General features: G+C 63.5%; 26 protein-coding genes and 1 other RNA gene. 12 read left to right on the forward strand and 15 right to left on the reverse strand.

Going from position 1 to position 23,550, the window contains the following annotated elements:
- Positions 1-32: 32 nt before the first annotated feature.
- The 3 genes from KG104_RS16525 to KG104_RS16535 form a co-directional block, all read right to left on the reverse strand.
- Positions 33-836 (reverse strand): trimeric intracellular cation channel family protein, encoded by an 804-nt coding sequence (locus KG104_RS16525; protein ID WP_237688615.1) that lies wholly within the window; start codon positions 834-836, stop codon positions 33-35.
- Positions 837-925: 89 nt separating this feature from the next.
- Complete coding sequence (locus KG104_RS16530) at positions 926-1,366, reverse strand: SRPBCC family protein (protein WP_104053235.1); 441 nt, start codon at positions 1,364-1,366, stop codon at positions 926-928.
- A gap of 56 nt (positions 1,367-1,422) precedes the next feature.
- Positions 1,423-2,109 carry an NUDIX hydrolase gene (locus KG104_RS16535; RefSeq protein ID WP_104053236.1) on the reverse strand — a complete coding sequence of 229 codons (687 nt, stop codon included), beginning with the start codon at positions 2,107-2,109 and terminating at the stop codon, positions 1,423-1,425.
- 139 nt (positions 2,110-2,248) lie between these two features.
- Between KG104_RS16535 and KG104_RS16540 the strand changes: the two genes are divergently transcribed.
- Positions 2,249-2,893, forward strand: a complete 645-nt coding sequence (locus KG104_RS16540; protein ID WP_207347672.1) for a GyrI-like domain-containing protein — start codon at positions 2,249-2,251, stop codon at positions 2,891-2,893.
- Here the strand turns inward: KG104_RS16540 and KG104_RS16545 are convergent.
- Positions 2,890-3,372 (reverse strand): TetR family transcriptional regulator, encoded by a 483-nt coding sequence (locus KG104_RS16545; protein WP_104053238.1) that lies wholly within the window; start codon positions 3,370-3,372, stop codon positions 2,890-2,892. The genes KG104_RS16540 and KG104_RS16545 overlap by 4 nt on opposite strands.
- A gap of 157 nt (positions 3,373-3,529) precedes the next feature.
- On the opposite strand from KG104_RS16545, the gene yczE reads away from it, so the two are divergent.
- A complete protein-coding gene (gene yczE, locus KG104_RS16550) occupies positions 3,530-4,174 on the forward strand; it encodes a membrane protein YczE (RefSeq protein WP_104053239.1) in 645 nt (214 codons plus the stop codon).
- Here the strand turns inward: yczE and KG104_RS16555 are convergent.
- Positions 4,136-4,684, reverse strand: coding sequence for a dihydrofolate reductase family protein (locus KG104_RS16555; protein WP_207347671.1), 549 nt, complete (start codon positions 4,682-4,684; stop codon positions 4,136-4,138). The genes yczE and KG104_RS16555 overlap by 39 nt on opposite strands.
- 143 nt (positions 4,685-4,827) lie before the next feature.
- On the opposite strand from KG104_RS16555, the gene KG104_RS16560 reads away from it, so the two are divergent.
- Complete coding sequence (locus tag KG104_RS16560; protein ID WP_146067186.1) at positions 4,828-5,172, forward strand: hypothetical protein; 345 nt, start codon at positions 4,828-4,830, stop codon at positions 5,170-5,172.
- On the opposite strand, the gene KG104_RS16565 is transcribed toward KG104_RS16560, so the two are convergent.
- From KG104_RS16565 to KG104_RS16575, 3 genes are read right to left on the reverse strand one after another with little or no spacing between them, the layout of a single operon-like run.
- Positions 5,169-5,798, reverse strand: coding sequence for a TetR/AcrR family transcriptional regulator (locus KG104_RS16565; protein ID WP_104160168.1), 630 nt, complete (start codon positions 5,796-5,798; stop codon positions 5,169-5,171). The genes KG104_RS16560 and KG104_RS16565 overlap by 4 nt on opposite strands.
- 41 nt (positions 5,799-5,839) lie before the next feature.
- Positions 5,840-7,111 (reverse strand): ABC transporter permease, encoded by a 1,272-nt coding sequence (locus KG104_RS16570; protein ID WP_207347670.1) that lies wholly within the window; start codon positions 7,109-7,111, stop codon positions 5,840-5,842.
- Positions 7,108-7,830 (reverse strand): ABC transporter ATP-binding protein, encoded by a 723-nt coding sequence (locus tag KG104_RS16575; protein ID WP_207347669.1) that lies wholly within the window; start codon positions 7,828-7,830, stop codon positions 7,108-7,110. Before KG104_RS16575 ends, KG104_RS16570 begins: the two co-directional genes overlap by 4 nt.
- A gap of 138 nt (positions 7,831-7,968) precedes the next feature.
- On the opposite strand from KG104_RS16575, the gene KG104_RS16580 reads away from it, so the two are divergent.
- From KG104_RS16580 to KG104_RS16590, 3 genes are all read left to right on the forward strand, one after another.
- Complete coding sequence (locus KG104_RS16580) at positions 7,969-8,784, forward strand: alpha/beta hydrolase (protein WP_207347668.1); 816 nt, start codon at positions 7,969-7,971, stop codon at positions 8,782-8,784.
- Between the two features lie 2,090 nt (positions 8,785-10,874).
- On the forward strand, positions 10,875-11,927 hold the full coding sequence (locus KG104_RS16585; RefSeq protein ID WP_207347667.1) for a hypothetical protein: 1,053 nt from the start codon (positions 10,875-10,877) through the stop codon (positions 11,925-11,927).
- Positions 11,928-12,272: 345 nt separating this feature from the next.
- The gene (locus tag KG104_RS16590; RefSeq protein ID WP_207347666.1) at positions 12,273-12,452 is read left to right on the forward strand and encodes a hypothetical protein; all 180 of its coding nucleotides are present in this window, start codon (positions 12,273-12,275) and stop codon (positions 12,450-12,452) included.
- Positions 12,453-13,220: 768 nt separating this feature from the next.
- On the opposite strand, the gene KG104_RS16595 is transcribed toward KG104_RS16590, so the two are convergent.
- Both KG104_RS16595 and KG104_RS16600 read right to left on the reverse strand, forming a co-directional pair.
- A complete protein-coding gene (locus tag KG104_RS16595) occupies positions 13,221-14,051 on the reverse strand; it encodes a hypothetical protein (protein ID WP_207347665.1) in 831 nt (276 codons plus the stop codon).
- Positions 14,052-14,803: 752 nt separating this feature from the next.
- A complete protein-coding gene (locus tag KG104_RS16600; protein ID WP_207348303.1) occupies positions 14,804-15,595 on the reverse strand; it encodes a LysE family translocator in 792 nt (263 codons plus the stop codon).
- A gap of 80 nt (positions 15,596-15,675) precedes the next feature.
- Here KG104_RS16600 and KG104_RS16605 point away from each other — a divergent pair, with 80 nt between their 5' ends.
- From KG104_RS16605 to KG104_RS16615, 3 genes are read left to right on the forward strand one after another with little or no spacing between them, the layout of a single operon-like run.
- Positions 15,676-16,125 carry an Lrp/AsnC family transcriptional regulator gene (locus tag KG104_RS16605; protein WP_207348302.1) on the forward strand — a complete coding sequence of 150 codons (450 nt, stop codon included), beginning with the start codon at positions 15,676-15,678 and terminating at the stop codon, positions 16,123-16,125.
- Positions 16,126-16,161: 36 nt separating this feature from the next.
- Positions 16,162-16,836, forward strand: a complete 675-nt coding sequence (locus KG104_RS16610; RefSeq protein WP_207348301.1) for an alpha/beta hydrolase family protein — start codon at positions 16,162-16,164, stop codon at positions 16,834-16,836.
- 10 nt (positions 16,837-16,846) lie between these two features.
- Positions 16,847-17,476 carry a flavin reductase family protein gene (locus tag KG104_RS16615; RefSeq protein ID WP_207348300.1) on the forward strand — a complete coding sequence of 210 codons (630 nt, stop codon included), beginning with the start codon at positions 16,847-16,849 and terminating at the stop codon, positions 17,474-17,476.
- Between the two features lie 31 nt (positions 17,477-17,507).
- Here KG104_RS16615 and KG104_RS16620 read toward each other — a convergent pair whose 3' ends face one another.
- Positions 17,508-18,113: an antibiotic biosynthesis monooxygenase gene (locus tag KG104_RS16620; protein WP_104053251.1), complete on the reverse strand. Its 606-nt coding sequence runs from the start codon at positions 18,111-18,113 to the stop codon at positions 17,508-17,510.
- Positions 18,114-18,183: 70 nt separating this feature from the next.
- Complete coding sequence (locus KG104_RS16625) at positions 18,184-18,540, reverse strand: nuclear transport factor 2 family protein (protein WP_207348299.1); 357 nt, start codon at positions 18,538-18,540, stop codon at positions 18,184-18,186.
- 147 nt (positions 18,541-18,687) lie between these two features.
- Between KG104_RS16625 and KG104_RS16630 the strand changes: the two genes are divergently transcribed.
- A complete protein-coding gene (locus tag KG104_RS16630) occupies positions 18,688-20,490 on the forward strand; it encodes a flavin-containing monooxygenase (RefSeq protein WP_207348331.1) in 1,803 nt (600 codons plus the stop codon).
- 107 nt (positions 20,491-20,597) lie between these two features.
- Entirely contained in the window at positions 20,598-21,395 is a 798-nt protein-coding gene (locus KG104_RS16635) for a hypothetical protein (RefSeq protein WP_181032466.1), read from the forward strand.
- 18 nt (positions 21,396-21,413) lie between these two features.
- Here KG104_RS16635 and KG104_RS16640 read toward each other — a convergent pair whose 3' ends face one another.
- Positions 21,414-21,644: a hypothetical protein gene (locus KG104_RS16640; RefSeq protein WP_146067184.1), complete on the reverse strand. Its 231-nt coding sequence runs from the start codon at positions 21,642-21,644 to the stop codon at positions 21,414-21,416.
- Positions 21,645-21,694: 50 nt separating this feature from the next.
- Positions 21,695-22,591, reverse strand: coding sequence for an ABC transporter substrate-binding protein (locus KG104_RS16645; protein WP_207348298.1), 897 nt, complete (start codon positions 22,589-22,591; stop codon positions 21,695-21,697).
- Between the two features lie 160 nt (positions 22,592-22,751).
- Here KG104_RS16645 and KG104_RS16650 point away from each other — a divergent pair, with 160 nt between their 5' ends.
- Positions 22,752-23,126 (forward strand): nuclear transport factor 2 family protein, encoded by a 375-nt coding sequence (locus KG104_RS16650; RefSeq protein ID WP_207348297.1) that lies wholly within the window; start codon positions 22,752-22,754, stop codon positions 23,124-23,126.
- 45 nt (positions 23,127-23,171) lie between these two features.
- Here KG104_RS16650 and ssrA read toward each other — a convergent pair.
- Positions 23,172-23,541: a transfer-messenger RNA gene (ssrA, locus tag KG104_RS16655) on the reverse strand.
- Positions 23,542-23,550: the final 9 nt, after the last annotated feature.

A 23,550-nucleotide genomic window follows, 5' to 3' on the forward strand; every position in this document is an offset into this window, starting at 1 on the left:
CTCAACCGCCGCACCCGGCACACCAGGCGCGGCTAGCGGCGGGCCGGGGCGGCGTCGCCGTCGGGTTCCGGCGGATTCCGGCGGGCGGAACGAGGCCGGGGAAAGCGGCCGAACCGGGGCCGCGGCCAACCCTGTTCCTTCTTGCGTGAGCCGGCTTCGGCAGCCCCGGATCCGCTGGGTTTGCTGCGCGTCCGGCGCGGAAGCCGCACGCTCAGCTCCCCCGGGCCGGGCAGGCGCCAGCCGCGGCGGCGGGCCACGGTGCAGATGACGGCGGCGGAGACGATGGCCACGGCCATGCCCACATTGCGCAGTCCCAGGTGATAGAGGACGGCCATTTCAATGGCGGCAATGAGGGCGCCGGTGGCGTACAGGGTGTTGCCGCCGAAGATCGCCGGCACCCGTCCCACGGCGATATCGCGGATCATGCCGCCGCCCACCGCTGTGGCGACGCCGATCAGGATGGCAGGCAGCCACTCCAAGCCAAAGCCCAGGGCCTTGGATGTTCCGGTGGCCGCCCAGCAGCCAAGGGCAAAGGAATCAATGACGATCAGGAACCGATTGGCCCATTTCCCCTTGAGCTCAATCAGGTAAGCAATGAACGCACCGGCAATGGCTGCAAAGAGGTAGGCGGGATCGGTCAGCGCCACCGGGGTGCCCGCCTGCAGCAGCGTGTCGCGCAGGACACCTCCGCCCAGGGCTGAGGTGAGCGCCAGGACCACAAAACCCACCGGGTCCATACGCAGCTGCCGGGCAACCGCTCCGCCCAGTACGCCGTTCGCCAGCACCCCGGCCAGGTCCACGACCCTGAACACGGCCTCCGGATCCAAAATCTCCACGCCGCTCCCGCTGTTGATTGGTGCCGTGTTTTCCGGCGTCCAGTCTAGCGCGGCAGGGTCCCGGGTTCGGCAGCATCACCTTTTATCAGTCACCGGGCGGCAAAATAATCCGCCAGCTTTTCCAGCGTTTGTTCCAGACTCGCAGGATGCCGGCGGGTCACTCCCATGATCCGGTACATGACGCGGTGGCGGACGCCCCTGGCATCCCACTGCTCGGTTACAAGGGTCCCGCCGTCTGCAGGCTCCAGCAGGTAGCGCCAGATATGACCGCCCATATGCCGCCAGGCAATCCTGTGCCCCTCCTGAAACTCGGTGACCGTGTTGCGGATCTTGTAGGGAACGCCCATCTTCATGTCCATGCCGAAAGTGGCTCCGGGGGCCAGTCTGGCAGGACCGTGGGGGTGCGCGTCACGGACGGTTCCAGACCCGTCGATAACACTGTGCATGGCCGGACGGGCCAGCAGGTCAAACACGGATTCCGGCGAGGCGGGAACAAAGCGCTCGCGGCTGATCAGGTAGGGGCTGTTCATCGGGTCAGTCTAACGGCACGTAAGTTTCAGGCTCCGGGTCCGGTTACAGGCCCCGGTTACAGGGTCCGTTCGTAGAGCCAGCCGTCTCCGCCCATGACCAGCCGGTGCCGGGCCTCCGGGTCGCCGGGCAGCTGGGGGTACTCGGCGTCGCCGTGCCAGACCATTACCGGCGGCGTCTGGCCGGGCAGCTGGCGGGTTGTGTAGGTCTGCGGCGCGGCAGCGCCGGCCGCTGCGAGCGCGGCGGCAACCGTTTCCACCCCCAGCAGCCCGTGCAGTGTCACCCAAGTGGGCGGGTACAGTTCCATGCTCCCCTCCCGCTGCCGGCGGAACGCATCGGCGGGAGTCAGCCAAACCGCGTCCACATGTTCTTCGGGGCTGAGCAGGATCTCTCCCTCGGGTGCTTCGGCCAGGAAGAACCACGTCCGGTAGCGGCGCGGCGCTTCGGGCGGCGGCTCCCAGCAGGAAAGCCGCACCAGGTTGGGCTCCGCCAGGCGGAGCCCGGTTTCCTCTTCGGTTTCACGCACGCCCGCCCGGAGCGCGGCCGCAAGTTCACCGTCGTCGTTCGCCGTAGGCTGCACCGAATCCGCCGGCAGTCCGTAGTCCTCGGGGTCCACCCGCCCACCGGGAAACACCCAGGCGCCGGCAAAGGATCCCCGGTGGCGGGGACGCTCCAGCAACAGGACCTGCAGTCCGTCGGGCGCATCGCGCAGCAGCACCACTGTGGCGGCCGTGCCGTGAAGCATGATGGATTCCGTTCGTGAGGGGGAGACTTGCGGGACCGTACTGGAGTCCCTTGAAGGATGGTAGCCGTTATCCGCAGGCAGTAGCCGCGGGCACAGGACCCGCCCTATCCTGAAAACCCCGCGGAAGGGCGCGCCTGCTATGGAAAAGGCTGTAACGGACAAGTTCGACTTCAAGAAAAGCTACCCCGAGCTCTACGCCCCCAAGTCCGGCGATTTCGCCCTGGTAGAGGTTCCGGCCCTGCAGTACCTTGCCTATGACGGACACGGGGATCCCAACACGTCGAAGGAATATCAGGGCGCCTTGGAATGCCTCTACCCCACTGCGTATGCGGTGAAGTTTGCGTCCAAAAAGGACCTCGGCCGCGATTTCACCGTGGGCCCGCTCGAAGGACTCTGGCGTGCGGCTGACATGGACGCTTTTATCCGCGGCGACAAGGATTCCTGGGACTGGACCATGCTGGTGGCCCAGCCGCCGTGGATTACCCCTGGCCTGGTTTCGGATACCGTCGCCGCGGTTGCCAGGAAGAAGAAGCCGCCGGGGCTGGACAGGGTGCGCCTGGTGACCCTTGAGGAAGGCACCTCGGCGCAGATCCTGTACATCGGAGCTTACGACGCCGAGGGCCCGGTCCTTGAGCGCCTGCATCACCAGTGGATGCCGGCACACGCACTCACCTTCAACGGCGACCACCATGAGATCTACCTCAGCGATCCGCGGCGGACCGCCGTGCACAAGCTCAGGACGGTGCTGCGGCAGCCGGTCCGCCCGCTGGGCCCTTCCGCCTAGGCGGGTTTGTCCAACCCGCGCGGTTTGGCGGCCGGCGCACCCAGCATCGCTTTCAGCTGGTCATCGCTCACCCGTGTGAGAGCGGTGAGCAGGTTCATGATGCGGGCACGCTCACGGGCGTCAAAGCGGGTGGCATCGAGAATGTCGCTGACCCAGAGTCCGTCCATTGCCAGACGGACAATGACGCCGATGACTCCGGTGGGCTGCCCGGGGTCCAGGTTGTCCTGGTCAAGCCTGCGGTTCAGGTAAATCAGGGACTCCGCCAGGTTGGGGCGTCCGACGGCGGTGGCCAGCAGTGCCCCCTGGTCAGTGTCGCTGTTGGACTCGGCATCCGAGAACGCCTTGATGTAGGCGCGGTCCGAGGCTCCCACCTGTTCCGGGTCCGAGTCCGCGAGCCGGCCCAGCTTGTGGACCAGCTCGATAATCATTGCTTCAACGTCCTGCTCGATTTCTTCGAGAGGTGCGCCTGGCCTGAACATTTTGCCTCCAGCTCAACGGTCAACCGCCGTTCGGTTGACCGACCAGCTTAGCCCGGTTCCGTTTTATTCTCAGCTCCGGGGAGCTTCCCGCCGCCACGCCGGGCGTAGCGCCGGGCACCGGTTTGAAGTCCGGCAGACAACAGGCTTGTCTTAGTCCATGACGTGGATCACCGTACGCCGTGCCGTCCAGCTGCTGGTCGGGCTGTTTTGCTATGGCTTTGCCATTGGCATGATGATTCAGGCTCATCTGGGCGTTTCCCCCTGGGATGTGCTGGGACAGGGCGCAGCCCGTTCTTCGGGCATTCCCTTCGGCATCGTGACCGTCCTGATTGGCGCGCTCGTGCTGCTGCTGTGGATCCCGCTGAGGCAGAAACCGGGCATCGGCACCGTCCTGAATGTGCTGCTGATTGGTCCCAGCGCCGAAGTTTGCCTTGCCCTGGTGCCCGCTCCTGATCAGCTTTGGGCGAGGGTTTTGCTCTTCACCGGCGGTCTGGTGCTGCTGGCTGCCGCCACCGGCGTCTATTTAGGGGCACGGCTGGGCCCCGGCCCGCGGGACGGGCTGATGACCGGGATGCACCGCCGCTTCGGATGGCCCGTTTGGGCCGCGCGCACCGGCATAGAGGTGGCAGTGCTCAGTGCGGGGTGGGCGTTGGGCGGCACCGTGGGTCTGGGAACAGTGGCCTTTGCCCTGCTGGTGGGTCCGCTGGTCAGCCGTACGATGCCGTTCTTTGATATCCGAGCGCTCGGTCCGCTTCCGGGGGCGTCACGTCCGCGGCCCGTAGGTCAGGATGGCATTGCCTGATGCAGTGGTCCGGGACTCGAGCAGCTTTAGCCGGGTGAGCGGGTCTCCGGACTGAAACAGCCGCTGCCCCGAACCGGCCACCACCGGGTGCACCATGAGTGTCAGGGAGTCCAGCAGCCCGGCGAAAAGGAGCTGGCGCACGAGTGAAATGCTTCCGTTCACGGCGATGTCTCCGCCGTCGCGTTGCTTGAGCCGGCGCACGAAGCCCTCCAGCTCATCGTCCATTAGGTGGGAGTTGTTCCAGCTCAGGTCTTCATCGGTGAGTGTCCGGGAGGCCACGAACTTTTCGACCGGGTTGATGAAATTCCCGAAGCCGTCCCCGGTGTTTCCCGGCCAGTAGTCCGCCCATTCCTGATAGGTCGTCCGGCCCAGCAGCACCGTATCCTGGCCCGCCAGGACGGATTCCATCAAGGGCCCCATGTCCTCGTCAAAATGGTCAAACTGCCAGTCTCCCGGGTTCTCCACCACGCCGTCGACTGAGCTAAAGAGTGCCGCCGTCACCTTGCGCATCGTGTCCTCCTGCAGCTGCCGGTCTTGGAAACGTGTCCGCCAAATCTGGCTTCCTCCGCGAAGGTACCGCAAGACCCTTCCGGGCGGGAGGGAGCGGACTTAGGATGGCCGTGCCGGTTCACCCTTCCGCAGGAGGAATCATCATGGTTGACGGCCCGTCTTCACCATCCGGAACGCAGGGACCGCCTGCCGGCTACGGCAACGTTCCGGTGATTTTCTCCGCTGTGCTGGCAGCGGTCGCGGGCGTGGCTGTGGCCGTCTTTTCCACCGGCGGAACAGAGCGGGAATTCCGGTGGGAGCTGGGACTCGCCGCTGCCTGCGCCACCTTCATCGTGTCCCTGCTGATATTCCTGCTGCTGATCATCACGTCGCGCCCCAACCCTGAAGAATTGGGCAAGGGCACCGGCATCAAGAGGAGCTTTGGTTCCCTTCCGGACACGGCCGACGGCGATGACAGGTTCCGCCCGGACGGCACCGACCAGCGTTAGCTGCCGAAGATCCTCTCCAGGAGTACCCCCGCACGATCCATGATGCCGGTGTCCGGCCAGACGTCGTCGTGCTCCAGGTGGTTCTGCTGCAGCACCACCCGGACCACCCCCAGAGCCAGACCCACCACCATGCCGGCCTCCGCGGCGAGGTCCGGTTCGGATTTGCGGAGACCCGCAGCCGCGTAACGTTCCATCACCAGGTCCGTTAACTGCTTCTCATGATCGGCCATCCATTCGTTCTGTTTGGAAAACAGAACAGGTGAGGCCATGATGGCCTTCATCCTGCGGCCGGCCAGCTCCGGATCGGGCTGGCCGGCCACCAGGGCGGAGACTACGGCCGCAGCAAGGCTCAAGACAACCGGGGTGCCGTGGTCGGGCAGGAACTCGCGGGCGACGGCGTCGCGCATTTGGGCGGGCGGCGGACCCAGGAAGACGCCTTCCTTCGAACCGAAATAGTTGAAGAACGTCCGCTGCGACACCATGGACGCAGTGCAGATCATGTCCACGGTGACGTTGTCATAACCCCGTTCCAGGACCAGCGCCACAGCCGTTTTTTCGATCTCCGACCGGGCGGCTGCACGCTTGCGGGCACGCAGCCCCCCGGATGCTTCAACGCCTTGGTCCATCACTCCGCCTTCCGCCGTGATGCAATTCCCGATGCCGCTGCTTACTCGTACCGCAGGGCGTCGATGGGGTTCTGCCGGGCTGCCCGGCGAGCAGGCAGCGTGCCGGCAAGGAACGCAATCAGCATGACGACGCCGATGATGACGGCTACGGAGGCCGGCGTGAACAGCATAATGTTCAGGCCGGGAAGGGCTGAAAGCACCGTGTTGGACAGGACGGAGCTGATCGCCGTGCCGAGCCCGATGGCCACGCCGGCTCCCAGCGCAGATCCAAGGAAACCAATAAAGATCGCTTCGAAGCTGAACAGCGCGAAGATCTTGCCGCCGCCCATGCCCATGGCCTTCATGAGACCGATCTCGCGGGTGCGTTCCTGCACGCTCATCAGCAGGGTGTTCACGATGCCGAACCCGGCAGCCACAAGGGCGATGACGGCGAACGCGTTGAGGACGCCGATGATGCCGTTGATGACGGTCTGGATGGCACCGATCTGGTCCGCCACGGTCAGTGCGGTGAAGCCCTGGTCTGCGAGGTCGGACTTGATGCCGTCCAGCTCGTCCGCGCTGATGTCCGTGGACAGGTAGGCAACGGAGGTGATGTAGCCGCTGGGAACACCGGCAGGCATGCCGGTTTTCTGCAGGGCGTCCATTTCGGTCCGCAGCTCCTCGTTGAATCCGGCACCGTCGCCAAACAGGGAGTCGTTCTGCACACCGGCCACCACGGCATCCACCGTGTGCTGGGTTCCGGCGTAGTCAGTGACCGCAATGGAGACCGTCCGGTCCAGGGCTGCCTGCTCGTCGGCGAAGCCCATCGGCTCCAGGTATGAGGACGGAAGCAGCACTTCACGCGATCCGCTGCCGTCTTCAAGCTGCCGCCCGGCGGCAAGATCCGCATCCGCCATCCCGATCATCGGATTGACGGTCAGCTCGAACTTGGTCCCGCCGTCGTACTGGATGAAGTCGGGTGCCAGCATGGCGGCCGGTTCAACCTTGTCGATGCCGTCCGTGGCGCGGATGGTTTCGATGTCCGCCTCGGAGAGCAGCGTGAAGCTGCCCTGCATGGCGGCACCGTCCGGATCGTATTCCTTGGGCCCGTCATCGGCCGCTGCGGTTTCTGCGGCGGGCGAGACGGTGAGCAGATCGTCGCCGCCAATGGCGCCTATTTGCTTGTCGATGTAGTCCGAGACTCCAGCACCGATGGCGCTGGTCAGGGTCAGCGTGAAGGCACCGATAAAGATGGCGACCACGGTCAGTGCCGTGCGGACCTTGCTGCGGAAGGTGTTGGATACTGCTGAGCGGAGAATGTCGCCGGCGGTCATGCTGAGGCCCCTGTGGTGATGGTGGTCGAGATGAGTTCATCGGCGGACACTTCACGTCCGTCCTTGATGTAGAACTGGCGGCTGCAGCGGGCCGCGAGATCCGTGTCGTGCGTGACGGTAATCAGGGTGATGCCCTGTTCCCTGTTCAGCGAGAACAGAATGTCTTCCACGACGGCGCCGGTGGCGGTGTCCAGGTTGCCGGTGGGTTCATCGGCGAAAATCACCGACGGATTGTTGACCAGGGCGCGGGCAATGACCACGCGCTGCTTCTGGCCGCCGGAGAGGTCAGTGGCCTTGTTCTTGGCCTTGTCCGCCATTTCCAGGCGTTCCAGCGCCTCCATGCCGCGGCGCTTGCGTTCAGCGGGCTTCACTCCGGCAATCATCAGCGGCAGCACAACATTGTCCAGCACGGAGGAGTTGGGGGTGAGGAAGAACTGCTGGAACACGAAACCGAAATCCCGGTTGCGCAGTTCGTTCAGCTCATTTTTTCCCAGCGAACGCGCATCCTGGCCCTTGACGGAAATGGTCCCCTCGTCGGGGCTGTCCAGCAGGGCGAGCAGGTGCATGAGGGTGGACTTTCCCGAACCGCTCTTGCCGACAATCGCAAGGGACTCGCCGCTTTCCACGGCCAGGCTGACGCCCTTCAGGGCATCAAACCTGTTTTCCCCCTGCCCGTACGATTTCGTCAGGTTCTGCGCGCTGAGTACGTGTGGTGTCATCTTTCCGACGTTACATGCAGTTCCTGCAAGTTTGCCGGGCCTGCAAGTTCGGCGCATCAACGCAGCATTCCCCGTTCTTTACACCGCACGGATGCAGCGGTTAACTCAGACGCAAGCCCCTGAGGAGAGGGAACCCGGATGTCTGCGCTCTCATTAGCCCCGGCACTGATTCTGCTGGTTGCCGGTGCCTTCATTCCGGGATGCCGCCCCGTGCGTCCCACTGACGGCGGAGCCCTGGCATCCCGCCTGCCTGCCCGCCCGGGTACAGCTGCTCCGGCACTGTCCGTCCCCGCCCGGTCCGCCCCCTCCCGGGCCTTCGGCACAGGGACGCCCGGACAGCCGGACCTGCACACGGTAGGCGATGGGGACGCGCTGCTTAGGCTTCCGGCGGTTCGTTCCGGTTCGCCGGATCCACTGGAGGAACCCCTGCCGCTGCTGGTCATCCTGCACGGGGCCGGGTCAGATGCCGCCAAGGGAATGTCAAAGCTGGCGGCGCTGGCCGATGAACTCGGGGTCGTGCTGCTGGCGCCGATTTCCCGCTCCAGCACGTGGGATGCGGTGCGGGGAAGTTACGGCGCCGATGTGCGCCAGATCAACAGTGCACTGGAGGACACTTTCGCCAAGGTGCGCATCGATCCCGGGCGGATCGGTGTTGCCGGCTTTTCCGACGGCGCCTCCTATGCCTTAGGCCTGGGGCTGGCCAACGGGGATCTCTTCACGCGTGTCCTGGCGTTTTCGCCGGGCTTTATCCCCGGCGGACCGTGCCGCGGGGCTCCGCGGTTCTTTGTCTCCCACGGCATCGGCGACGATATCCTGCCTATCCATGTGACTGCCCGCAAGATTGTGCCGGCGCTGGAGAGCGACGGGCACCCGGTCACCTACCGGGAGTTCGACGGCGGCCACGCCGTTCCGCAGCAGATCGCCCGGGAGGCGCTGGACTGGCTGGGCTGGTAGGAGCTGGGCACCGGAGGGTTCAGACCCTGCAGTACTCAGACCGTGGGGGTCCAGGCCGGCCGCCACTGCACCCAGTGGCACCCTGCCTGCAACTGTCTCTCCGTCCCATGCCGCCGGATCCGCCCAGGCACCGGCCATGGCCGTGAGCTGGTTGGGGATGCGCTCCCGCCACCCTTCGGCCAGATGTCCGCCCGGCGGCGGGGCACTCTTGCGGGCGGAGAGCTGGAACTCCTGCGACAGCCCGTCAAAGTGATCCAAGAGGTCACCAACCGTGTATTCCGGCGACGGGGTGGGCCAGCTCAGCTGATCGTCACGGATCCTGGCGATCACGGCACCGGCGTCCCGCGCTGCATGGTGGAAATCGACTGGAGCACGCATGGTTCCTCCTCGTGGAAACACCTTTGCCTTCGGCAAAGATGCTGTCTGGTTCAAAACCTGCCTCTGACAAGCTGGCGCGCCTGCTCGGAGCGGCCTTGGCGGGGCCTTGCGCGCTGACGCGCGCTAAAAGCGGCGCCGCTGCCGCGGCGTGGGTGGCTGGATCGCTCTCTTGCCGGCCCTTCGCACGGGGCCGCAGCGGGTGGGTGCGCTGCCCGCCTGCCCAGCGGCGTGAGGTGGCCCGTGGACGGCCTCCCGCAAGGATCCGCGCCGCCCAAGCCCGGCCGGCTCCCTTCCCAATGACGAGGCGGGGCACCCAGCCCCCGCGCCGCAGCCAGCCCGACCTACCGCCCAGCGCCCGCACCACTGCCCCACCCCGGTGCACGGCCCCGGCCCCGGGCACCGAGGCAGCCGGCCCCCGACGACGGACCCCCCGACCAGCAGCAAGGCACGCAGCCGGCCCGCCCAGGACCCCCCGCACCAAGGGGACAAGACGAAACCACACCACCCGCCAGCAACCCGCAACCCGCCCCCCTGCCAGCCCCGCAAACCACCAACCACCCAGAACCCCCACCACCAAAAACCCCGCAAAACCCCCAACCAAACCAGCCCCACACCAGAAACCGCCCGCCCCCAGACTCGCCCCCGGCACCAAGGCAGCAGCCCGACGACGACCAGGGCAACCAGGCACAGCCGGCCCGCCGGCCAGCACCAAGGCAGCAAGGCAGCAAGGCAGCCAGCCAGCGCAACCGGCCAGGGCAGCCGTAACCCCAGGGGGTCGGAGCACCGACCCCCCCCAGGAACCACAGCCACGACAGCCAGCCCGACAGCGAGGCAGCAAGGCCGGCCCCAACCCGCGCCCCTTCACCCCAAAAGCTGACAGCGACCGGACCGCCCAGCCACATACCAAGGCAACCCGCCAGCCCCGCCTGCCCGCCGGCCTCCGGCCCAAAACAGGGGGGCTGGACCGCCACCCCCCCCCCCCCAAGCACCACGCCCAAGGCCACCAGCACCCGCAGCGAAGCAGCCACGCCGGCCCGCACCAGGGCCACCAGGGCAGCCGGCCGGAGACTAATCTCCAGCACCCACCGGTCCGCCAGGATCCACCCGCCCCCCGCGTCCTTCCACCCCAAAACCTGCCAGGGCAATGAGCATCCCGCCGGCCCGGCCGACTCCTACACCGAACCCCAGCAGCCCTACCCAGACGCCACCCGCAGCAACGGAAGTAAAAGAACCCCAGAACCACGGGAACCACCGGAACCACGCCGGACAGTCCAAAAACCCCTACAGCACAAGGGCATAGAGCAGGCCGGATAGAAGCACCAGAAGTAAAAGACCCACTAGACCTACCGGAACGACCAACACCAAGGATCTCCGGAATCACACAACCCCGCGTAACACACTCCCGGAAATAACGGTCTTACCCCCACGAACACAGATCCCAAGCGGGTGACGACGCTCCTATGCAGTGTGGCCGCACACAAAGAAGTAACCGATCCCGATCGGCGCCCCGTCCGATCAAGAAACCTGACAAATCGCGGCAGAGACAACTAGCCGGTCAATAACACAGACGCCGCCTAGGCGCCGAAGCAGATCCTTGCTTGTAAAATCAAATCTACTTGCTCGGGCCTTATGGTCGTCCTGTACATCGGTAGTGGGATATTTGACCAAGATTTCTGCTGCGAATAGCAGCCGACAACATTAGGAGACAAATTTTGGCCAGTGTTGTGAATCCCGAGCCGTTTCAAGAGCGATTCGATCAGTTGTTGACTGTGATTGAATCATTGAAAAGACTACAAAATCTCTCCAGCACACTAGCTAAGTCTGTCCGAAATGCAGAAGAGATCGATCTCTCAATCATTGATTTAGTTGCAGACGCTTGGTTGACGATCCTGGAGGATGGGCTTATTCGAAAAGGGTTTGAGGAGGATGCTGCACGGCCAACAGGTGATGCCACAATACACTGGGTAACAACTGAAGTTCTTAAGCGTGTCGAATTCATCGTTGGTGAAATAAATCGCACCTTGGACGAAGCCAAGAAAATACCTGTCGACTGGGCATATCTCTTGGCAGACGAACTCGATAAAGTCATTTCAGTTGCAAGGACCTTTCATTCAGAGGGCCAAAGGGGCGAAATCCACAGAAGGCAGCTTCACCACGCTGCCAACTTGCTCAGGCAGGCCGGAGCCGTGCAGGAATTACGCACAATTACGACAAACGCGAGTCAGGCACTCCAAAGAGCGGAGAATTCTGCATTCAAAGCGTCAAAAGCAGCCGGTTCAACTGGCAACAATATTCTGGCTCAGCATTACCAAGATCTTGCGGTCAATGAATCCACTACTGCGCATAAATTCAGATTATGGACGATAATTTCAACCATTGTAGGTGGTGCAATCGCCGGCATCTTTGTACTGGGATCATCCCTGGGATGGGACAAATTACAAATCGATTCCGATGACTGGGTTCACTTGGTACAAAGAGCCATTACCACAGTTGCGGTCTTTGGGCTCTCTGCCTATCTTGCAAGGCAGGCTCATCAGCATCGCATGATGGCGAACTGGGCGGGCTCACTCGCGGTACAACTCAAGACCTTTGAAGCTTTCCTCGATCCCATCAAGTCTGAGGAGGTACGAGACCTTTTAAGGACTTCCTTCGCAACGCGGGTCTTCGGCGACCATCCGGTGATAAAAGGGGAACCCTCGGAAATCGGAACGGCTGGGGTGGCTGAGAAAGCTCTAGACATGCTTGCGAAACGTTCTTCCAGGTAGGCGTCGCAAACAGCTCCGTGCCTAACTGCTGCGCGCCGACCAGCTGCGAATACTGCGCCGCCAACAAACTCCCACTAGCGGCGGCCCGTGGTTTCGGATTCTCGTTCATGCCATTAAGCATGCGGCCTCCAGAAATCCGAATACACGGCACGCCGGGCTCAAATGGGTAGCTGGAGACTAGTCTCCAGCCACCCATACCGAAGTGTCACCGCCCGATGCCATCCTGTAAACGTGAACAAGGTAGACCCCTCAGCAGCATCTGAAATCTTCAACACCCCACGCATCGGCGGCCCACCCCCAGGGAACGTAACCCACGCTCCCTAACGCCAGGATCCCTATATCCGGGTGACCTACCGGGACGGCACCACCCGAGACGGCAAGGCCGTCGCCTGGACCCCCGCCTGGGTACTGATCCACACCAAAAAAGAATCCGTACACGAGGAATGGGTACCCGCCCCAGCCGTCACCCGTATCACCCGCGAAGAATCAGACTGGCAAGACCCCTACGACGTACTAGCCGCCTGATCAACACCCCCTCCCGATCTGCCTCCCCCGGCGCTCGCCGGGACGTTCCGGAATCCCCGATAGCATCAGGCGGTGAATAAAAACGAGGGAAATCAGGGGACCGGCTCCAGCACCAGGTACAAGGTTCCCCAACCTCCAGCGACCAGGCCCATGAGAACGACGGCAAAGGCAGCGCCAGAAGTCGCAGCGGCACGCAAAACGCTTAGGGCATCAACGGCCGCGCCGGAAGCCGCAGCAGCACGCAAGGCACGCCGAGCACGCAAGGCCACGAGAAAGAGGCGCTGGTTACAGAAGCTCCGAATAGCGCTGCTCTGGGCATGGGACGCAAGCAAGGCAGGCATGGCAGCGCTAGTAAGGCGCTGGTTACAGATTCCCTGGGTAAGAAAAATCTATCTAAGGCAGCGCCGGATAGCTGCCTGGTATCCGCGGATTTGGGCTACCGGGCAGATAGTCCAGTTTTTGATCATTCCGGCCATCTTTGCTGCCTTAGTTGTCTGGGCGGCCAGAAATTCCGTTGGCTGGAGTCTCGCAGGCACAAATACGCTGGGTGCATTTTTCGTGGCAGTTGGCGGCAGCCTGGGAATAGCTGGAGCGGCCCGGAACATCGAAGGTGCAACAGTGGTCTCTTGGAGTTGCGTGGCACTTGGCGGGTGGATTGTATTCATGGGCAGCTCTGAGGACATTTGGAACTGGCTCCCCGTTTTTGATTCCCGGCAGCCGGAAACTCCTATCCCGTGCCCCCTCCGGAGCCTCTGCTTAACGCCTTAGTTATCCCTTGGCCTCAGACGCGAACTCAAGGTTTACTTCCCGGATCGGGTAGACGTGTTCCACTGATGCCGGCGCGTTTTTCGCATTGTTTGAAGCTTCTTTGAGGGCTCCAACCATTCTTATGTCAGCAGAAAACGTTGCCTGGGGAGAGTCTGCCGGTACTTGATACCAGATTTCCTGGCCTCCGCCAAAGAAACCATTATCGAAGTCGCCAAGCTCCCCGGTAATGCTCTTACCGTCAACCTGCATTGTTGGCGCTTCGATTGTATTGGTCAGCCCATATACGCCGCGTTCGAAGCCTTCCCCGTCCCATTCAAGTCCGTTAGTGGTCGTGCTGAGGCTGACTACTAGCCTGGACATACCGGCTGCCGGCCACTTGCGTTCCGGGTCATAAGCCAGCCGCTCGGCTTTCACGTTAAAGCTGAGATTCCCGGAGAACGTGTTATCCGCCTTGGCCGGGGTCATCGTCATTTCCCCGCTACGGCTGTCGGATTCCTTGGGTTCTGTCTCCAGCTCGCTGTACAGGCCGACCGCGACAGCTTCATTTGTGCGGCTGATGTCGGACAGTGCCAGGTCTTGATCCAGCCCGTCATAGGTCAACCGGAGCAACGCTTTTTCAGGATCCCCGGCCACCGGGACAACGACTGTTTGTCCTTCTGCGGTTTCAATCGGGTACGTCTTGTCCCTAACGACCACGGCCATTGCTGACACGTCCGAAGAAGGCTTGAATCCGGTGAGTTCGGAGAAGTTGATCGTCAGGAACTGTGTGCCTTCTGGGGCCTGCCGGTTGGTGGCGTCCCCTATGCACTCAGATATTGCTGTGCTGACCACGCGCTCACGTTTCCTACCTGGCTTTTTAGGATTCCCGGCTTGGCGGTTGATGATTCCGCTTCGGCTGGCGCCTGGGCGACGGTCAGCCAGAATGGTGTGTCTTTCTCCGCTACCGGAGCATCCGGTTCGTCCAGGGCCAGCTCGGCGGGGGGGGTGCTTATCGTCTGGGCGGTACAGCTCTGTGTTCGCCTGCAATTCCTGGCCAGGGGTGAAGATGCTCAGATGCTTTAGGGTGTGTTTGTTACCGTCTGCGGCTGCCTTCCACTGTGCCCCGTCCCAGGTTGTCTCGTCGTCTCCGAGGTAGTGCACCGGCCCGCACACTGCGGTCTCTGCCACAGTGTCCCCACTGACTTGGAGGTAACAGCGCTGAAGTTCGCTTTCACCCCGTCAGTGATGGCTTGCTTCCATGCGGCGTCGGTTTTTCCAGGGACTTCTCTACGTCGGAAAGTTCCTGCCTTGACAGATCAGCTGATGGCCGCCGCAACCGGTCAAACCGATAATTGAGACAAGGCACGCGATGGACGCGGCCGTGAGTTTCTTCTTCATGTTTGTCCCCCCCCCCCCCCCCCCCCCCGCTGAGGTGTAGCTCTAGGTTAGACGGCCGGTTTGGTGCTTTGCGGGATCCGCCTACGGCTCCGTTTTTGTGTGTTTGCGGCTTCTCGAACGGTAGCAATACGGGTTTCCGTCCGTAAGGGGGATCCGGACGCGACCGCTGCCGGCAGTGCATGACGTCCATTCGCCCTCGGTGCCGGTTAACCGATCAGGGAAGCGCCCTGTTCAGCGAGCAGCACCAGGGACAGGCAAACCATCAGGACACCGCTGGCCAGCGTGACGGCACGGGCACCGCCCGGCCGCGAGCGCAGCAGCCGTCGGGCCGCAAGGGCAACACAGGTGTAGACCAGCACGGACACGCCAAAGTGGGACAGGCCCAGGACCAGGGTCTGCAGCGGTACGGCCAGGCCGGCATTGGCATCCACAAACTGCGGGATGAGCGCCAGATAGAGCAGCAGCGCCTTCGGGTTGGTGCCGCTGGTGCCCAACCCCTTGAAGAAGTCCTGCCGGCCCCCGCGGCGGGCAGGCCCGGGGCGGACAGGAATCGGAGGGGCGAGGGTGGCCAGCCTGCCTCCGGCGTCAATCGATTCCGGCGCCGCACCGCCGGGCAGGGCAGGTTCCGCACCACCGGGCAGGGCGGGTCCCGCACCGCCGGCCGACCCGCCGGCACCGGAACCCGCGGAACCCGCCGTCGTCGTCGTAAAACCGGCCGAACGCCAGGTGCGCAGCGTGGAAATCCCCAGCCAGAGCAGGTAAGCCGCACCGAGCAGTGTTAGGCCGGCCAGGAGCTGCGGGGTGGCGGCAATCAGCGCCGCGAGTCCGGCGACGATCAGTGCGGTGTGTAAAAGATAGCCGGCGGACAGCCCGGCCACGGCGGGTGCAATCCTTCGGTCGCGCAGGCCGGAGGAGATGCAATATGCCCAGTCGGCCCCCGGAGTCATGGCCAGGGTGACGGAGACGATCGCAAAGCCCGCGAATTGCTGAAAATCCATCCCTCAAGCCTAGGGATCCGGCGGCGAAAAGTGCTGACCGGAAGAGGCCCGCCCACGGCTCTGAACGATACGATTCTTGCGTGATTGACGCTATTGACCATGAAATTTTGCGCCTGCTTCAAATTGACGGGCGGATGAGTGCCACGGCGCTTGCTGCTGAGGTGGGGCTGACGGTTGCGCCCTGCCACCGCCGCATCAAGGAGCTTGAACGCAAGGGAGTGCTGACGGGCTATCGTGCCGTGGTTGATCCCGCCGCCGTCGGGCTGAGTTTTCAGGCTTTGGTGTTCGTAACCCTGCGCGACCGCGCGCAGATGCTTACCTTTGAGAAGGCAGTGGGCCTTCACGAACAGATCGTGAAGGCGGACAGGCTTTTCGGGGATCCGGATTTCCTGCTCAAGGTCATCGCGGCGGATCTCCTCGGCTACCAGCAGTTCTACGATGAAGTGCTCGTGGGCCTGCCAGGAGTCGAGAAGCTCACCAGCACCATCGTGATGAAAACCGTGAAGGAAGAAGCCGGCCTGCCGCTGTGAGGTGAGAGACCCGGACGAGTCCCGTAAATTGGAACCATGCCAGCTCAGTCCGAACATCTCACCGTGGCGGTCGGTGAGGGTAAAGTCAGCGCCGTCTGCGCACAGCCCGCTGATCCGTGGGCGTCCATGGTCGTGGCGCACGGCGCCGGTTCCGGCATGGAGCACCCGTTCCTCACCGGGTTTACCGATGCAATGAACGACAGCGGTGTGGCCACCTGGCGGTTCAACTTCCCCTACCGGGAGGCCGGGAAGAAATTCCCGGACCGAGCCCCGGCAGCGATTGAGACGTGGCGCGCGCTGATGTCCGCCGCTGAGGACCGTGCCGACGGATTACCTGTGTGGGCGTGCGGAAAGTCCTTTGGCGGGCGGATGGCGTCCATGGCCGTGGCCGAGGGGATGCAGGCAGCGGGACTGGTGTTCCTGGGCTATCCGCTGCATCCGCCGGGCAAACCCGAAAAGCTGCGCGACGAGCACCTGTACGGGCTTTCCCTGCCCATGCTGTTCCTGCAGGGCACCCGGGATCCCTTCGCGTTGCCGGGCGAGCTGGAACCGGTGGCGGAGCGGATCGGCCAGTCCGCCGTCGTCGAACGGATTGACGGCGGAAACCACATGTTCGAAGTGCGCGGGAACAAGCGGGCGCAGGAGCAGATCGGTGCATCTCTGGCAGCGCCGGTGCTCGACTTCATGCGGGGCCATCAAAGCCGCAGCTAAGCTCACCCCTATGAGAACGGATTTCGATCCGGCCGCCATGGGCGGCCGCAGTTTCTACCGGCTGCTTACCTCCGTGGTGGTGCCGCGCCCCATCGCCCGGGTTTCGACGGTCTCGGCCGACGGCGTGGACAACCTGGCACCGCATTCCTTCTTCACCGTCGCCTCGGTCAACCCGCCGGTGGTGTCCTTCACCTCGGTGGGCGAGAAGGATTCGCTGCGGAACATCCGCGAGACGGGCGAGTTTGTCATCAGTCTCGCCCCGGAGAACCTGTTTGAGGCGGTCAACGCGACCGGCACCGGTTTCACCGCGGAGGTCAGCGAGTTCGATGCCGCCGGGATTGCCCGGGAGCCCAGTGCCACGGTGCGGCCTCCCCGCGTTGCAGGCTCTCCGGCTGCTCTTGAATGCCGGCTGCGGGAGATTCATCCAGTGGGCGACTGTTTTGTGGTCTACGGCGATATCACCTTTGCGGCCATCCAAACGGACGTGCTCGACGGCGATTCCCACCCGCGCATCGACAAGCTGCGGCCGCTCTCCCGGCTCGGTTTGAACGAGTGGGGTACCGTCGGCGAGGTCCGGGAGATTACCCGGATCCGGCCCGAAGAATGGCCGGGTCATTACCGGGGCGACCAACTCCAGTAGGGCGCCCGCGATACAGCGCGCCGGCGATCCGCTAGGACGTTTTCCGGCGCTGGAGCCAAGGCTGCAGCAGACCGGTGACCCAGGGCAGCACCCAGTACGCCATGATCGGCGTGAGGATGGCGGTGGTCAGGAACACGCGCAGCGGCATCAGCAGCGAATCCCACCACTCGGGCAGCAGCAGGCCCACCAGCGCTGTAAACGCAAGGTTCACGGGGAAGAAGCCCAACCAGATGGCTACAGCCTGCTTCCAGCGCGGCGGCTTGACCGGTGTCTCGAGATCGGTGGAGACCGACGGCGCATCAAACCAGCCCTCAATGCCGGTGCGGCGCAGAACGTGGCGGTCCTCAACCATGTCGCGGCCCCGCTCCAGCCAGGCAAGGCGGGGTTCGGAGTGCTCCCAGGCGTCCAGCGCCTCCTCATCGGAGAAGCGGTAGAGCATGTGCCATTCATCAGACTCGGCGGAGGCGCGGACCCAGCCGGAGCCCAGGAAACCGGGCCAGCTGTTGGCGAGGTTAACGCCTTCCTGGACCCAGTGGGTGGCCTCAGGCACACGGAGGGGATCGACCCGCCGGGTGATGGAGACCGTTACCGCCCCCGGCCCGCGGAGCGGGAGGGCGTCAGCGTGCGTTGAAGTCATGCTTTCCAGTATCCGGGGAGGAGGACGCCGACGGCGAATCGGGTGCGGGATCCCACAGGCGCCTCACGCGTCAGTAGGGCGTGTGCTGGTGCAGGGCTAGTTTCCATTCACCGTCTTCCTTGGCATACACGCTGCTGAGCAGTGCCGTGTACGGGGTTCCTTCGCGGTCTGCGCGCACCTTGTAGGTGAGAACACCGACGTCGTTCCCCAGGTAGTCTTCCCGGGGTTCGATGATCTCGAAGGCAGACCACGGCGGACCTCCCATCGATTCGAGGATCCGGTCCCGGTTGGTGAGCCGCAGCCCGCCGGTCAACACCAATACCGGTTCCCGCGCCAGAACAGTCGAATAGAACGCGGTCGCTTTCGCAGGCCCAATGGACAGGGCATGCCATCCCTCGGTTTCCAGTGCCACAAGTTCATTTTCCATGGCTCAGGAGCTTAGACCTGCCGCCCGATAGGCAACAGGAGTCCCTGGCCATCCCCTATCGCTCTGAGCGCCGGGAGTGTTTACTGGAGCCCCGCGACCCACGAACAGGTCCGCGCCCCCAGGAGCCACAAAGGAGTGGATATGGATATGGCCAACAGTTCCCCGTCACAGCTGGACGAATCAGTTCAGGACTGGCTGAACAACCTCAATACCGCCCTCACAACCCGGAATACCGAAGCGGCGGCCGACTTGTTTGAGGACGACGGATTGTGGCGGGATTTCGTCTCCTTCACCTGGAACCTCAAGACACTCGAAGGCAAGCAGCAGATCATGGATATGCTCGATTCCGTCCTCGATGACGTGCAGCCCTCCGGCTGGACGCTGGCGGAACCGGCCGCGGGCGACGCCGACGCAGCCGAAGCGTGGATCACGTTCGAAACCGCCGCGTCGCGCGGCTGGGGCCATCTGCGGCTGCGAAACGGAAAAGCCCGGACCCTGCTCACCACTATGCAGGAACTCAAAGGGCATGAAGAGCAAAAGGGTGCCACCCGGCGCAAGGGAGTGGAGCACACCGTTGAGCGCGGCCGGAAATCCTGGCTCGAGGAAAAGGAACTGCATCAGGCGCGCCTGGGCTATGAGGAGCAGCCCTACTGCGTCGTCGTCGGCGGTGGCCAAGGCGGGATTGGACTCGCCGCACGGCTGCGCCGGCTAAACGTTCCCACCATCGTGATCGAACGGAACGAACGGGCCGGCGACTCCTGGCGCAAGCGCTACAAGTCCCTCGCCCTGCATGACCCGGTCTGGTATGACCATCTCCCCTACCTTCAGTTCCCCGACGATTGGCCGGTCTTCGCTCCCAAAGACAAGATTGGCGACTGGCTGGAGCATTACACGTCCCTCATGGAACTGGATTACTGGTCCGGCACGGAGTGTCTCGGCGCGCAGTACGACGACGATGCCGGAGCCTGGGAGCTGACAGTCCGGCGCGGGGGCCAGGACATTACACTGCATCCGCAGCAGCTGGTGTTTGCGCTGGGAGTCTCCGGATATCCCAATATTCCGGAGTTCGAAGGAGCCAACGCATTCCTCGGCGAGCAGTACCATTCCTCGCAGTACCCCGGCGGCGGTGACCAGACCGGCAAGAAAGCACTCATCATCGGCTCGAACAACTCGGCCCATGACATTGCCGCCGACCTCTGGGAGCACGGCGCCGACGTCACGATGCTGCAGCGTTCCTCCACCCATATAGTCCGCAGCGAATCCTTGATGGAGTTCGCCCTCGGCGACCTGTACTCGGAGCGCGCTCTGGCAGCCGGCACCACCACTGAAAAAGCGGACATGCTCTTTGCCTCCCTCCCCTACCGGATCCTGCCGGAGGCGCAAATCCCGATCTACGAGAAGATCGCCGAGCACGACGCCGAATTCTATGACCAGCTGCGCGCAGCTGGGTTTGACCTCGACTTCGGCGAAGACGGGTCCGGATTGTTCCTGAAATACCTGCGGCGCGGTTCCGGCTACTACATCGACGTCGGTGCCTCCCAGCTGATCATCGACGGGCGAGTGAAGCTGAAGCAGGGCCAGGTTGCCAAGTTCACGGGCAACGGAGCGGTGCTCGACGACGGCACCGAACTGGACGCGGACGTCGTCGTCTACGCCACCGGATATGGATCCATGAACAACTGGCTGGCAGAGCTGATCTCCCCGCAGGTAGCCGATCAGGTGGGCAAATGCTGGGGCTTCGGCTCCGGGACCACCAAGGATCCCGGACCCTGGGAAGGGGAGCTGCGCAATATGTGGAAACCCACCAATGTGGATAATCTCTGGATCCACGGCGGGAACCTGCATCAGAGCCGGCACTACTCACTGTTCCTGGCACTGCAGCTCAAGGCCCGAATGGAGGAACTGCCCACCCCGGTCTACGGACTGCAGCCGTCCCATCATTCCCGGTAGCCCGGTCCGCAGCCGCATACCCGCCGCAGCCGGCTGTACGTGACGCAAGCCGCACCCCCTGTAAATGCGGGCAGCGCTTTCGGTAAGCTGTCGCCATGCTGAAGAGAGTGGCAAAGAAAGTCGCGGTGGCAGCACTCATTTTTACGGCCTTTGTTGCGGGCCTTGCTGCGGTACTGGGTTACGGTGCACTCCAGCTCGTCCAGGCTGCGGTGTTCGGTGACGACGGCGATCCCTCCGTCTGGTCCTTCTTTGCCGCCTTCATGGCGCCGTCGCTTTTTATCGGAGCCCTGGTGCTGCTGACGATGGGGGTGCGTTCCTCGCGGCGCCGCGCCCGGGCGGCGCAAAGCAGGCGCAGCAATGCCGCTGCGCAGGCCGAGTCCTGGCGCCGGTTGTACGTACGGAGGGACGAACTGCTGGTGCGGTGGTCCCGTTACGAGACCGACGTCGCCCTGATGATCGACTATCCCATCATGACGGACTACACGGACCCGGTGGTCCGGGACGTCATTGTCGCCATGCAGGGCATCCGTGCCGCCGAAGCCCAGGCACTGGACCTGGACCGCGGTCCGGCCGAAGCATCCAAACTCTTTCATGCGGTCAACAGGTTTGAGGTTGCCTTCCTGACAGCTGAAAAGTACGCCCGGCGCTGCGGGCAGTCCAAGCTCAATCCCGCCGAACGCACCAAGCTCGCCGGCGCCCGGCAGGCACTGAACATCATCCTTGACGGCGCGGCGACGCCGTCCGAGGTGGAGGTTGCCTACCGAAGCCTGCGGGGTTCGCTGCGCGGGATCATCGACCTGCCGGACCGTGCCGTGGCCGACCTCCAGGCCCACACCCGGCAAAGCCTCGGCGTGCGGCCCCACGGTTCGTCACCGGCACCCGCTCCGGCACACCGGGCAGCCTAACCGCAGCAGCCCAACCGGTTACTGAGCATTCCCGCGGGGATACTCGTCCTCGTCGGTATCACCGCTTTCCGTACTCTGCTCCAAGCGGTCCGCTTCCGAACCGTCAGCACGCAGCGGGTCACCGTGTGCCTGCACCGGGTCCTGGGATCCGGCATCCTCCTGCCCGTCGGGGATGGCAGGGGTTTGCTGTTCCTGGGCATCGGCTTCGTTTTCGGTAGGTACAGCGGGGCGGTCATCTGCTTCGGACATCAGCATTCTCCTTTGCCGGAAACGTTTTCCTTTTGCGAGAAACGGGGCTTTCAAGCTCCGCTGTTGACGAAGAACGCGGACAGGTCCCCGTAGGGATTCACCGCCGGATCGGCATCGAATCCGTTGTATTGCTTCCGCAGTCCAATAACGGCACGGGCGGTCTCATCGGTGATATCCGTGTCGCGGGCGAGACCCCAGGGGCCAAGTTCGGCGTCGAGCACCCGGCGGGCATCCGGCGCGTGCAGGTCACGGGCATTGGCGATCAGGTCAGCGGCCTCGTCCCTGTTGTTTGGCTCCAGAGCCCAGGCCAGTGCAGCCTCATAAGCCTCCCGGAAACGGAGGGCCGTATCCCGGTTCTCGTCATACCAATCCCCGTTCCAGGCGGCCACGCTCCCGACGTAGGGCAGGCCAAGCGCTGACTCGTCGGCCAGATTATTCATCCCCTGTTGGCCTGCCAGTACTTCCAGTCCGTCGCTCAGCAAAGTGGCGGCGGCGTAGCCGTCTGTCATCTTTCGGTAGCGTTCGGCAACGCTGCCGGAGCTGACCACCGTATAGTCGGCGTCGCGGCGCAGCCCGGCTTTTTCGAGGATGGAGTAGAGAACGTACGCGTAGCCGCTGTTCGGTGCGTCCACCGCCACCTCGCCTCCCCGCACCGCCTCCAGGGACGTGATTTCCGGTGGACTGATGACGCTGAGGCCCATCCCCAGATCCAGGGCGAAATCAGCCAGGACGTTCAGTGTGCGTCCCAGGTCATTGGAAGCGTTGCACCGGTAGTTGACCACGTTGTCCCAGGAGGTTTGCAGGACGTCGTAATTTCCGGCGTCGAAGTCCCTGAACTGCTGTTCAGCGGACTCCACCTGTTCCAAGGTCACATGCACGTCATTGTCCGCAAAGTATCCCTTCTTCTCCCCCGCCGCCAACGCTGCCGAGATTGAAAAAACGCCCATTCTCAGGGGATTTGTGCTGCTGCCTGGCTGTGCCATTGAAGGTCCTTGATCTCTTGAAGGAAGCCCCCTGTCCATGTTCCAGCGTAGGGAGGCGCACCGTGCTGGAAAAGAACCCACGGTAATAAGGGCCATCTACAACCTGATGCGGCACACTGAACGCATGGGGGTACACGGCCAGATCAGAGCCTCGGAGCTGGAGCTTCTGGCGTCCTCCACCCGGCGCAATGGGGCACGTTTGCGCCGCCTGCTGCATCCTGAGTTCCTGGAGATCGGACGCTCGGGGCGGCGGTGGACACGTGAAGAGATGATTGCGTCCCTTGGCGACGAGGAGCAGCGGCCTGCCCCGGAGACGGATGAATGGGAATTCTCGGATCTGGCTCCGCACCTTGTCCTGGTTACCTACCGGATCCAAACCGGAACCACGGAGGATCCCAGGCACCGGCAAAGCCGGCATACCTCCGTATGGGACACCTCGTCCGGGCAGCCGCGTCTCCGCTTCCATCAGGGAACTCCCGTCCTGGGCAGCAGCGAATGAAAACGCGAAAGGCCTGCCCCTGGGGACAGGCCTTTCAATGCCGCTGCGTGGAGATGGGGGGAATCGAACCCCCGTCCGATGTTGTATTGCCAGGGCTTCTCCGGGCGCAGTATGCGTCGGATTTTCTCGGCCCCAGCCATCCTGCAAACAAGTGGCTGATCCGGGCCCAGCCGTCCAAAAGTCCCGAACACCCAGACGGCGGGAGTGTTCAGCAGTGGCCCTCTAAACGACGCCAGGATCCGGAGCGAGAGCGGCTCCGGGCTGACGGACTACTCCGGCTGCTTAGGCAGCGAGAGCGAAGTCAGTGCGCATAGGTTTGGCACTTATTTTTTTGCAGAGAGCGTTTACGAGATAACTCTGCGTTCTCGGCCCGCTTCCCCTGACTCAACAGACATCGTCGAAACCGATCATCCCCGTATTCAGT

Origin of the sequence: Arthrobacter sunyaminii (genome assembly GCF_018866305.1) — a bacterium.
GTDB lineage: Bacteria > Actinomycetota > Actinomycetes > Actinomycetales > Micrococcaceae > Arthrobacter_B > Arthrobacter_B sunyaminii.